At 63.9% G+C, this 11,631-nt stretch carries 10 protein-coding genes; 2 read left to right on the top strand and 8 right to left on the bottom strand.

The window, feature by feature from the left end; genetic code table 11:
- Positions 1 to 2 precede the first annotated feature (2 nt).
- Together RGQ15_RS00680 and RGQ15_RS00675 are read left to right on the top strand one after the other, a co-directional pair.
- Complete coding sequence (locus RGQ15_RS00680) at positions 3 to 1,532, top strand: UxaA family hydrolase (RefSeq protein ID WP_311158283.1); 1,530 nt, start codon at positions 3 to 5, stop codon at positions 1,530 to 1,532.
- Positions 1,533 to 1,594: 62 nt separating this feature from the next.
- Positions 1,595 to 3,898: a Tex family protein gene (locus RGQ15_RS00675; protein ID WP_311161005.1), complete on the top strand. Its 2,304-nt coding sequence runs from the start codon at positions 1,595 to 1,597 to the stop codon at positions 3,896 to 3,898.
- Here RGQ15_RS00675 and pdxY read toward each other — a convergent pair.
- The 8 genes from pdxY to otnK form a co-directional block, all read right to left on the bottom strand.
- Positions 3,895 to 4,731 (bottom strand): pyridoxal kinase, encoded by an 837-nt coding sequence (gene pdxY, locus RGQ15_RS00670; protein ID WP_311158282.1) that lies wholly within the window; start codon positions 4,729 to 4,731, stop codon positions 3,895 to 3,897. The two genes, RGQ15_RS00675 and pdxY, sit on opposite strands and share 4 nt — an antisense overlap.
- Positions 4,728 to 5,408, bottom strand: coding sequence for an MOSC domain-containing protein (locus RGQ15_RS00665; protein WP_311158281.1), 681 nt, complete (start codon positions 5,406 to 5,408; stop codon positions 4,728 to 4,730). The genes pdxY and RGQ15_RS00665 overlap by 4 nt, the downstream gene beginning before the upstream one ends.
- 112 nt (positions 5,409 to 5,520) lie before the next feature.
- A complete protein-coding gene (gene nrdF, locus RGQ15_RS00660; protein WP_311158280.1) occupies positions 5,521 to 6,492 on the bottom strand; it encodes a class 1b ribonucleoside-diphosphate reductase subunit beta in 972 nt (323 codons plus the stop codon).
- Between the two features lie 74 nt (positions 6,493 to 6,566).
- Positions 6,567 to 8,693 carry a class 1b ribonucleoside-diphosphate reductase subunit alpha gene (gene nrdE, locus RGQ15_RS00655; protein ID WP_311158279.1) on the bottom strand — a complete coding sequence of 709 codons (2,127 nt, stop codon included), beginning with the start codon at positions 8,691 to 8,693 and terminating at the stop codon, positions 6,567 to 6,569.
- Positions 8,675 to 9,091 (bottom strand): class Ib ribonucleoside-diphosphate reductase assembly flavoprotein NrdI, encoded by a 417-nt coding sequence (gene nrdI, locus RGQ15_RS00650; RefSeq protein WP_311158278.1) that lies wholly within the window; start codon positions 9,089 to 9,091, stop codon positions 8,675 to 8,677. Before nrdI ends, nrdE begins: the two co-directional genes overlap by 19 nt.
- 11 nt (positions 9,092 to 9,102) lie before the next feature.
- Complete coding sequence (nrdH, locus tag RGQ15_RS00645; protein WP_311158277.1) at positions 9,103 to 9,324, bottom strand: glutaredoxin-like protein NrdH; 222 nt, start codon at positions 9,322 to 9,324, stop codon at positions 9,103 to 9,105.
- Between the two features lie 379 nt (positions 9,325 to 9,703).
- Positions 9,704 to 10,342, bottom strand: a complete 639-nt coding sequence (otnC, locus tag RGQ15_RS00640; RefSeq protein ID WP_311158276.1) for a 3-oxo-tetronate 4-phosphate decarboxylase — start codon at positions 10,340 to 10,342, stop codon at positions 9,704 to 9,706.
- Positions 10,335 to 11,600, bottom strand: coding sequence for a 3-oxo-tetronate kinase (gene otnK / locus RGQ15_RS00635; RefSeq protein WP_311158275.1), 1,266 nt, complete (start codon positions 11,598 to 11,600; stop codon positions 10,335 to 10,337). The genes otnC and otnK overlap by 8 nt, the downstream gene beginning before the upstream one ends.
- Positions 11,601 to 11,631 lie beyond the last annotated feature (31 nt).

Here is an 11,631-nt window from a genome sequence, read left to right as displayed (position 1 = left end):
CCATGACCGCGCCCCTCATCATCCGCCTGCGCCCCGAGGACGATGTCGTCATCGCCACGCAACCGATTGCCGCCGGAACCGTCCTGCCCGAGGAAGGCATCACGCTGCAGGGCGACGTCCCGCCCGGCCACAAGATCGCCACCCGCGACATTGCCGCGGGCGAGGCGGTGCGGCGCTACAACCAGGTCATCGGCCTGGCCTCGCAGGCCATCCCGGCGGGCAGCCATATCCATGTCCACAATCTCGCGATGACCGACGTGCAGATGGAACATGCCATCGGCGTCGATGCCCGGCCCACGGTTCCGGCGGCCGAGCCCCTGACCTTCATGGGCATCCGCCGCCCTGACGGGCGGATCGCGACGCGGAACTATATCGGCATCATTTCCTCGGTGAACTGCTCGGCCCGGGTGGTGCGCTCGATCGCCGATCATTTCCGCCGCGACATCCGCCCCGAGGCGCTGGCCGATTTCCCGAACGTGGACGGGGTCGTCGCGCTGACCCATGGCATCGGCTGCGCGGTGGACGGGAAAAGCGAATCCATGCGCATCGTGCGGCGCACGCTCTCGGGCTTCGCGACGCATCCGAATTTCGCCGCCGTGCTGTTCATCGGCCTCGGCTGCGAGACCAACCAGATCTCCGAGATCATGGCGCAGGGCGGTCTGGCGGAGGGGGCCAAGCTGAAGGCCTTTACCATTCAGGATCAGGGCGGCACGACCAAGACCATCGAACATGGCGTGGCGCAGATCAAGGGAATGCTGGCCGAGGCCAATGCGGTGACGCGCGAGGCAGTGCCCGTTTCGGAATTGGTCGTGGGCCTGCAATGCGGGGGGTCGGACGGGTATTCCGGCATCACCGCGAATCCGGCCTTGGGCCATGCGGTCGATATCCTTGTCAGACATGGCGGCACGGCGATTTTGTCGGAAACACCCGAAATCTATGGCGCGGAACATTTGCTGACCCGCCGTGCCGAGACGCAGGAAGTGGGCGAAAAGCTGATCGCCCGCATCGACTGGTGGAAAGATCACACCGCCCGCGGCGGGGCCGAGATGAACAACAACCCCTCGGCCGGGAACAAGGTCGGCGGGCTGACCACGATCCTTGAAAAATCCCTCGGCGCGGTCGCCAAGGCGGGGACGACCAACCTGCGCGGGGTCTATGAATATGCCGAGCCGGTGACCGAACATGGCATGGTCTTCATGGACAGCCCCGGCTACGACCCGGTCTCGGCGACGGGGCAGGTGGCCTCGGGGGCGAACCTGATCTGCTTCACCACCGGGCGCGGTTCGGCCTTCGGCTGCGTGCCGGCACCCTCGCTGAAATTCTCGACCAACACGGCGACCTGGAAGCGGCAAGAGGATGACATGGACCTCAATTGCGGGACCATCATCGAAGGCGAGGCCACGATCGAGGAACTGGGCGAGGTGATCTTCCGCATGATGATCGACTGCGCCTCGGGGACGCGCTCGAAAAGCGAGGTGCTGGGCTATGGCCAGGATGAGTTCGTGCCTTGGCAGATCGGCATCGTGACCTGATCGGACTTGGCGGACGGGGCGGCGCGGGCTATGACATTCCTCCGACCTTGAGGAGCCTGACGATGGACGCCACCGACCGGATTGCCCGCACGATTGCCAATGAAATCAATGCCTCTGCGGCGCAAGTATCCGCTGCGACCGCGCTTCTGGACGGCGGTGCGACGGTGCCTTTCGTCGCCCGCTACCGCAAGGAGGTGACCGGCGGCCTCGACGATACGCAGCTGCGCAACCTCGCGGAAAGGCTCGCCTATCTGCGTGAGCTGGAAGCCCGGCGCAAGGCGATCCTCGAGTCGATCAAGGGGCAGGGCAAGCTGACCGACGAGCTGACCCGCGCCATCGTCGGGGCCGAGACCAAGGCGACTCTCGAGGACATCTACCTGCCCTACAAGCCCAAGCGCCGCACCAAGGCGATGATCGCGCGGGAAAACGGGCTCGAGCCGCTTTTGCGCGCCATCCAGGACAATCGCGGGGCCGATCCGGCGGCGCTGGCGGCCAGCTACCTTTCGGAAAATGTCGCGGATCAGAAGGCTGCGCTCGACGGGGCGCGCGACATCCTCGTCGAGGAACTGTCGGAAAATGCCCCGATGCTGGGCCGCCTGCGCGAATTCATGCAGGTCGAGGCGCGCATCTCGGCCAAGGTCACCCCCGGCAAGGAGGCCGAGGGCGCGAAGTTCAGCGACTATTTCGACCATGCCGAGAAATGGTCCGCCATTCCGGGCCATCGGGCGCTCGCCATCCTGCGCGCCGCCAAGGAAGAGATCCTGACCATCGAGATTGCCCCTGAAGGCGAAACCGGCGAGGCGCGGGCCGAGGGGATCGTGGCCTCGACGCTGGGGGGGCTTGGCAATGGTCCGGGCGACCAATGGCTGCGCAAGGTCGCGGGCTGGGCCTGGCGGGTGCGGCTCTCGAACACGATGTATATCGACCTGCTGACCGAATTGCGCGCCCGCGCCCATGCCGAGGCGATCCGCGTCTTCGGCCGCAATCTGAAAGACCTGCTGCTGGCCTCGCCCGCCGGGCCGCGTGCCACCATCGGCCTTGATCCGGGGATACGCACCGGGGTCAAGCTCGCCGCGGTGGACGCCACCGGCAAGCTGGTCGAGACCGCGACGCTCTATCCGTTCCAGCCCAAGAACGACCTGCGCGGGGCCGAGGCCGCGCTGGCCGCCGCGATCCTCCGCCACAAGATCGAGCTGATCGCGATCGGCAACGGCACCGCCAGCCGCGAGACCGAGCGCATGGTGGCCGATGTGCTGAAACGCCTGCCCGCGGGCGTGAAGGTGCCGGTCAAGGTCATCGTCAGCGAGGCAGGGGCCTCGGTCTATTCGGCATCCGAACTCGCGGCGAAGGAATTCCCCGATCTCGACGTGTCGCTGCGCGGCGCGGTGTCGATTGCCCGCCGTCTTCAGGACCCGTTGGCCGAGCTGGTCAAGGTGCCGCCGGAATCCATCGGCGTCGGCCAGTATCAGCATGACGTGGACCAGCGCCAGCTTGCGAAAACGCTCGAAGCAGTGGTCGAAGATGCGGTGAACGCGGTCGGCGTTGATCTGAACACCGCCTCGGCGCCCCTGCTTTCCCATGTCGCGGGGCTGGGGCCGTCGCTTGCGCAGAACATCGTGGCCCATCGTGATGCCGAAGGGGCCTTCGCCTCGCGCGCGCAGCTGAAGAAGGTCGCGGGCCTCGGTCCCCGCGCCTTCGAGCAATGCGCGGGCTTCCTGCGCATCCGCGACGGGAAAGAGCCGCTCGACGCCTCGTCGGTCCATCCCGAGGCCTACGGCGTCGCGCGCAAGATCGTCGCCGCCTGCGGCCGCGACATCCGCCAGATCATGGGCGACGGCGCGGCGCTGAAGGGCGTCCGGGCCGAGCAGTTCGTCGATGACAGCTTCGGCCTGCCGACGATCCGCGACATCCTGTCGGAACTGGAAAAGCCCGGCCGCGACCCGCGCCCGAGCTTCGTGACCGCCAGCTTTGCCGAGGGGGTCGAGGACATCAAGGATCTCAGGCCCGGCATGGCGCTGGAAGGCACGGTCACCAATGTTGCGGCCTTCGGCGCCTTCGTCGATATCGGCGTGCACCAGGACGGCCTCGTCCATATCAGCCAGCTCGCCGACCGCTTCGTGAAGGACCCGAACGAGGTCGTGAAGGTCGGCGACGTGGTCCGCGTCCGGGTGACCGAGGTGGACGTGCCGAGGAAACGCATCGGCCTGACCATGCGCAAGGACGGCGGGGCCTCGGCGCGCGACAGCCAAGCCGAGCGCGGTCCGAAATCACAGCCCGCGCGCGGCCCGAAGACCGCGAAGCCTGCGGGCAATGATAGTCCCGGCGCATTCGGCGCGGCGCTGATGAACGCGTTGCGGAAGAACTAAAGCGTCAGGAGCGCGGCGCGGAATGCAGGGTCGGACAGCACCACCTCTTTCGCGCCGAGGCATGCGGCATGGGCCAGCGCGCGTGTCGTCTGTTCCTGCGCGAATTCGACCGCATCGGGCAGGCTGCGTCCGCATCCCAATGCTGCGGTGACGAGGCCTGCGAAAAGGTCTCCGGTTCCCGCCAATGCAAGCGGAAGGTGCGGCGTGGCATGGCGGCTCAGGCCGTCGGGGCCCAGCACGACGCTTTCCAGCATGCCCTGATCGGTTTCGCGCAGACGGCAGCCGGTCGCGATCAGGCTTGCTCCGGGCGCAAGGCGCAACGCGCGGGCCGCAATGGGCAGGTCGGCAAGCTCGGTGATCGGCTGGCCCGTCAGATAGGCGATCTCGAACGGGTTGGGCGATGCGATGTCAGCCTGCGGCAACAGATCATCGCGCAGCACATTGGCGATGACTTCCGGCACGTAAAGGCCGGGCGTTTCATCCCCCATGACCGGATCGCAGAGATAGGTCAGGCCGGGATTGACTTCGCGCGCGCGGGCAATGAACTCGGCAATCATCAGCGCGACCTCGGTCGATCCGATATAGCCGGTGACGATATAGGCCGCGCGCTCGGGCAGGCCCCGTTCCCACGCGCCCTCAAGCAGGTCGGCGAAGAAATCCGCAGGCACGGCCCGGCCGCGCAGCGTCGGATAGTCGGGGGTGTTCGAAAAAACCACCGTCGGGATCTGTGCGACTTCCAGCCCGGCGGCCTGCATCGGAAAGACGGCGGCGGAATTGCCGACATGACCCATGATGACCTGGCTCTGGATCGAAATCACCAAAGGCGGTTTCATGCGCCGCCCTCAAGCCGTTTCGTCCAGTCTTCGATCTTGCCGTTCTCCAGCCGCCGGATCGCGTATTTGCGCCAGCCCTCGGCCAGCACGTCGAGTGTCGCGATGCCGCGCAATTCCTCGAGGTTCATCCGGTCGACATATAGCGCGTGCCAAAGCCTGCGAAGCGACCATTCCGGGGCAATCCGATCGATCAGTTCGATCCTGTCGCCGGGCGCGACCTTGCCGGCTTCCAGAACGCGGTAATACCATCCGGTGCGGCCGGTATCCTGCACCCGCCGCGCCATGTCGGGCACAGCGAACCGCTGGGTCAGTTTCCAGCAGGGCTGTCGACCCTGGCTGACCTGCAGAAGCGCGCTGCCCAATCGAAAGATGTCACCCGCAGCCACGCCATCTTCGGTCAGGCCGGTGGTCGAGAGGTTCTCGCCGAATGCGCCGGGACCATCCAGCAAGGGCAGCTCGCCCAGATCGGTGCGCCAGGCCGCGTAATGGTCGAAAGGATAATGATGGACGGCCTTTTCGACACCGCCATGAACGCGCAGATCCGCCTGCTCGTCGCCTTCGAAACCTTCGCGGCCAAGGGTCAGCGGCTGATCCACCGGATGCTTCGCAATTCCGCTGAGCTTGTCCGAACCGGGCAGGGGGGCGACCCGGCCAGTGAGCAGGGTAATGGCTATCATCTGGGGCTCCGTTTTGCGCGCCAGATTAGGCTTTCGCGCGCCTTGGGCAAGAGGCTGTGCGGAAACGAAAACGCCCGCCGGAATGGCGGGCGTCCTTGCCGTTTGGGCTGGATCAGAAGTCCCAGTCTTCGTCCTCGGTCGCGACGGCCTTGCCGATCACGTAGGACGAGCCCGAACCCGAGAAGAAGTCGTGGTTTTCGCTGTCGGGCGACAGTGCGGCCATGATCGCGGGGTTCACCTCGCAGGCCTGCGGCGGGAACAGCGCCTCATAGCCGAGGTTCTGCAGCGCCTTGTTGGCGTTGTAATGCAGGAAGGCCTTCACGTCCTCGGTCAGACCGATCCCATCGTAAAGCTCGGCGGTGTATTTCTGCTCGATGTCGTAAAGATCGAAGATCAGCGAGAAGGCGAAATCCTTCAGCTCCTGCTGTTTTTCGGCGCTCAGCTTTTCAAGGCCGCGTTGGTACTTGTAGCCGATGTAATAGCCATGCACCGCCTCGTCGCGGATGATCAGGCGGATCAGGTCGGCGGTGTTGGTCAGCTTCGCGCGCGAGGACCAGTACATCGGCAGGTAGAAGCCGGAATAGAACAGGAAGCTTTCCAGGAACACGCTTGCGATCTTGCGCTTCAGCGGGTCCGAGCCGGCCTTGTATTCTTCAAGGATCAGCCGCGCCTTGGCTTGCAGATGCGGGTTTTCCTCGGACCAGCGGAAGGCCTCGTCGACTTCCTTGGTCAGGCAGAGCGTCGAGAAGATCGACGAATAGCTCCGCGCATGGACGGCCTCCATGAACGAGATGTTCGACAGCACCGCCTCTTCGTGCGGGGTCAGCGCGTCGGGCATCATCGAGGGCGCGCCGATCGTGTTCTGCACCGTGTCGAGCAGGGTCAGGCCGGTGAAGACGCGGATCGTCAATTCCCGCTCGGCCGGGCGCAGGGTCGCCCAGCTTTGCACGTCATTCGACAGCGGCACCTTTTCGGGCAGCCAGAAGTTCACGGTCAGGCGGTTCCAGACCTCGAGGTCCTTCTCGTCGTCCAGACGGTTCCAGTTGATGGCGCGCAATGGGGTCCGAATGGCGTGATCCTTCATCCGAAGAACCTTTCTTTGGTGTTCAAATATCCATGGAATTGCGGGGGACATTCAGCCCCCGCAAGCGACTTTGGTCAGAGAGAGCAGGAAACGCAGCCCTGAACCTCGGTGCCTTCCAGTGCGGTCTGGCGCAGCCGGATGTAGTAGATCGTCTTGATGCCCTTCTTCCAAGCATAGATCTGCGCGCGGTTGATGTCACGCGTCGTAGCCTCGGCGGGGAAGAACAGCGTCAGCGACAGGCCCTGATCGACATGCTCGGTCGCCGCCGCATAGGTGTCGATGATGGCGTCGGGGCCGATCTCGTAGGCGTCGCGGTAATATTCCAGGTTCTCGTTCGACATGAACGCCGCCGGGTAATAGACGCGGCCGATCTTGCCTTCCTTGCGGATCTCGATCTTCGCGACGATCGGGTGGATCGAGCTGGTCGAGTTGTTGATATAGCTGATCGAGCCGGTCGGCGGCACCGCCTGCAGGTTCCGGTTGTAAAGCCCGTGTTTCATGACCTGCTCCTTGAGCGCGGCCCAATCGTCGCGGGTCGGCAGGGTGATGCCTTCGAAAACGCGGGTGACATCGGCCATGGTCGGCAGCCAGTCGGCTTCGGTATATTTGTCGAAAAAGCTGCCGTCAGCGTATTTCGACTTGTCGAAATCCTTGAATGTCGTGCCCTTTTCCTGTGCGAGCAGGTTCGAGGCGCGGATCGCGTGATAGGCCACGGCCGCGAAATAGACCGAGGTGAACTCGACGCCTTCGGGGCTGCCATAATGAATGCGCTCACGGGCCAGGAAGCCGTGCAGGTTCATCTGGCCAAGACCCACGGCATGGGCCTCGTCATTGCCGCGGCGGATCGACGGAACCGAGTCGATCGAGGACATTTCCGACACCGCCGTCAGCGCGCGGACCGCCGCTTCGACGGTGGCGCCGAAATCCGGCCCGTCCATGGTCGCCGCGATGTTCAGCGAGCCGAGGTTGCAGGAAATATCGGTGCCCAAATGCGAATAGCTCAGGTCTTCGTTGAATTCCGAGGCCTCGTTGACCTGCAGGATCTCCGAGCACAGGTTCGACATGGTGATGCGCCCGTGAACCGGGTTCGCCTTGTTCACCGTGTCTTCGAACATGATGTAGGGATAGCCGCTTTCGAACTGGATCTCGGCCAATGTCTGGAAGAAGGCGCGGGCGTTGATCTTCTTCTTCTTGATGCGCTTGTCGTCGACCATCTCGGCATATTTCTCGGTGACCGAGATCTCCGAGAAGGGCAGGCCATAGACCTTTTCGACGTCATGCGGTGAGAACAGGTACATGTCCTCGTTCTTCTTCGCGAGCTCGAAGGTCACGTCGGGGATGACCACGCCCAAGGACAGCGTCTTGATGCGGATCTTTTCATCCGCGTTCTCGCGCTTGGTGTCGAGGAAACGCAGGATGTCGGGGTGGTGCGCGTTCAGATAGACCGCGCCCGCGCCCTGGCGCGCGCCAAGCTGGTTGGCGTAGCTGAAGCTGTCTTCAAGCAGCTTCATCACCGGGATGACGCCCGAAGACTGGTTCTCGATTCCCTTGATCGGGGCGCCCATCTCGCGCAGGTTCGTGAGCATCAGGGCCACGCCGCCGCCGCGCTTCGAAAGCTGCAGCGCCGAGTTGATCGAACGGCCGATGGACTCCATGTTGTCCTCGACCCGCAGCAGGAAGCACGAGATCAGCTCTCCGCGCGATTTCTTGCCCGCGTTCAGGAAGGTCGGGGTTGCCGGCTGGAAGCGGCCCGACAGGATCTCGTCCATGAAGCGCAGGGCCAGCGCTTCGTCGCCGCGCGCGAGCGCCAGCGAAACCATGACCACGCGATCTTCGTAGCGTTCCAGGTAGCGCTGACCGTCGCGGGTCTTCAGCGTGTAGCTGGTGTAATACTTGAACGCGCCCAGGAAGGTCGGGAAGCGGAACTTCTTCTCATAGGCAGCGTCCCAGATCGCACGCTGGAAGTTCTTGGAATACTGATCCAGGACCTCGGGCTCATAATAGCCCTCATCCACGAGATAGCGCAGCTTCTCGTCGAGGTTGTGGAAGAAGACCGTGTTCTGGTTCACGTGCTGCAGGAAGTACTGGCGCGCAGCCTTGCGATCCGCGTCAAAGCGGATGCGGCCCTCGCCGTCGTAAAGGTTCAGCATCGCGTTCAACGCGTGATAGTCGAGCTCGGCCTTTACGCCATCATCAAGCATTCCGTCCCCCAGAATTTTTGCAGGCCCGACACGGTGCGGGCGACATCAAGATCATCCCCCGCGAGCTCGAATCGATAGAGCACGGGGATATTGCATTTATCAGAAATGACCTTGCCCGACAGGGCGAAGGTGGCGCCGAAGTTCCGGTTTCCGCTGGCGATGACGCCGCGAAGCAGCGCGCGTCGCGCCGGGTCGTTCAGGAAGCGTATCACCTGCTTCGGCACCGCGCCACGACCCTCGCCATCGGCATAGGTCGGGCAGATCAATACATACGGGCCCGCCGGTTCCGGCATGGGCTCGGAGGGCGAGACCGGAATCCGTTCGGCGGCCAGACCCAGCCGCGCCACGAATCGCGCGGTGTTGCCTGATGCCGACGAATAATAGACCAGCCCGCCCATCGCAGTGCCTCTTACGACAGCCGGCCGATCATGTCGGGCCGGAAACCTGCCCAATGCTCGTCACCGGCGATGACGACGGGGGCCTGGCGGTATCCGAGCGACGTGACAAGCTGCATGGCGCTGTCATCCTCGGTCAGGTCTACAACGTCATAAGCCAGTCCACGGGCGTCCAGCGCGCGCGTGGTCGCGGTGCACTGCACGCAGGCGGGTTTGGAATAGACGGTGATGCTCATACCTGTGGTCCCTTCTTCTACTGTCCTGTCGCGGCTTCTGCTGGCAGTGGCGACTGCTGATCGATCCCCGCGACCTTCTCGCTGGAACCTGCAGAAACGCCAACCACTTACAGTTGCATTCAAGCCTGGAAGACGAGGGGGTTTTCACCCGGAATCGACTCGTCGAACTGGCTCGTTCGCTCAGTATATAGCCATCCTTCACGCTTCGCCACCAATATGTGGTGGTCCAAATCCGGAACTTCAAGTTTATTCCAGCTTTTGGCATGCCAAGGGGGCTCAACCTGTGGGTTGAGTTTCCTGAAGCGATTTTGGCCAAGGGTTGTGTCTCCGCAGGGGCGCGGGGGGCCGCTTCTAGCCCCGGCTTCGACGGGCGTCCACTTCAAAAATCGCGCGGAAAGCGCAGCTCGAGCTCGCGGACCTGATCATCGCTCAGCGGGCGGCTGCGCATCCCCTGCAAGGCCAGAAAGAGCTTTGCAGTCTCTTCAAGCTCTTCGGTCGCGTAAACCGCATCTTCGAGGTTCTTGCCTGCGACCACCGGCCCGTGGTTTGCCAGCAACACCGCGTGATGATCCGAGGCCATTTCCTCGACCGCCCTGGCCAGATCCAGATCGCCGGGGGCGAAATAGGGGATCAGGGGCAGGCGCCCGACTCGCATGACGTAATAGGCGGTCAGGGGCGGCATGACGTTGCGATGGTCGATATCATGCATGCAGCTGACCGCGACCGAATGGGTCGAATGCAGGTGGACGATCGCCCCTGCGCGCGGACGCTGGCGGTACATCGCCATGTGCAGGAAGCTTTCCTTGGTAGGCTTGTCGCCGGAAATCAGATTGCCCTGCATATCCAGCCGCGAGATACGGGCAGGGTCGATCGCCCCCATGCTGGACCCGGTCGGCGTCATAAGCCAGCCGTCATCCAGCCGGATCGAGATATTGCCGGAAGATCCGAAGGTCAGGCCGCGCTCGAACAGCGATCTGGCCTGCAGCGCCATCACTTCGCGCAGCTTTGTGTCAGACATCAAACATCTCCAACGCCGCCGCGAACATGTCTGCACCGCCGAAATTGCCGGATTTCAGGCAAAGGGCCAGGTCGCGACCATCAAGGGTTGCCCCGCACCATGGCACGCCGGGACAGACCTCCGGCCCGATGACAAGCTGCCCCAGGCCAAGCGCGGAAATCACCGCTCCCGACGTTTCGCCCCCCGCGACGAGGAACTTGCCGAAGCCCTGCGCGAAAAGGCCGCGGGCGATATCGGACAGCGTGCGCTCCATCATCTCTCCGGCGGCCTGGATGCCGTGGCGACGCTGATTCTCGGCCACCTCGACCGGGTCCGACGAGCCGTAGATCAGGATCGGCCCAGACTGGTCGTCTGCCCATTTCATCGCCTGACCAACGACATCCTCGCCGGCCGCGATGCGGTCGATCTCGATCTTGAGCGAGGGCCAAAGCGGAACGACATGCGCAATCTGTGCGCGCGTCGCGGCCGAGCAGCTGCCGGCGATGACCACCGGCCGACCATCGGCACGGGGCAGCCGAGGCGCCATTCCCGCGCCCAGTTCGCCACTTTCGCGCAGGTTGGCGGGCAGCCCCATCGCCACGGCCGAGCCGCCGGTAACAAGCGCCATCCCGTCCAGCGCCTTGCCCAGGATCATCATGTCCTGATCCTCGACCGCATCGGGCACGACGTAACGGAAGCCCTGTGCCCGCAGCTCTTCGAATGCCTTGGTCACCGCCGCCGGTCCCCGGCGCAGGGTCTGCAGCGGAACCAACCCGGTCCTGCCGCGCGATTGCGCATCCATCAGGCGGATCAGGCTTGAATCCCGCATCGGCGTCAGCGGATGATCCTTCATCGAGCTTTCCGCCAGGGGCAGGTCGCCGACGAAAAGGTTGCCCTTGTAGATGGTACGCCCGTTCCCCGGAAAGGCGGGGGAAACGACGGTGAAGTCCGACCCGAGCGCATCCAGCAGCGCATCCGTGACCGGTCCGATATTGCCCTGCGGGGTCGAATCGAAGGTCGAGCAATATTTGAACAGGACCTGGCGCACACCTTGCCCCCGCAGCCATTCCAGTGCCGCAAGAGATTGGGCTATCGCTTGATCGGGCGCGATGGTGCGGGATTTCAGCGCGATCACTATGGCATCGGCTTCGGCCGGAATGAAATCCGGCCCCGGGACGCCGATCACCTGGATGACCCTGAGCCCTGCCTTGACCCAAGTGCTGCAAAGATCGGTCGCGCCGGTGAAATCATCGGCGATGGCCCCTAGAATGTTCTGCATTTCTCTCCCTCGTTCCTCGGAGGGATTTAGA

This window comes from Paracoccus sp. MBLB3053, assembly GCF_031822435.1.
GTDB classification, from domain to species: Bacteria; Pseudomonadota; Alphaproteobacteria; order Rhodobacterales; family Rhodobacteraceae; genus Paracoccus; species Paracoccus aurantius.
The sequence above is the reverse complement of the archived record's forward strand: the minus strand, read 5'-3'. Positions and strand labels throughout refer to the sequence as shown.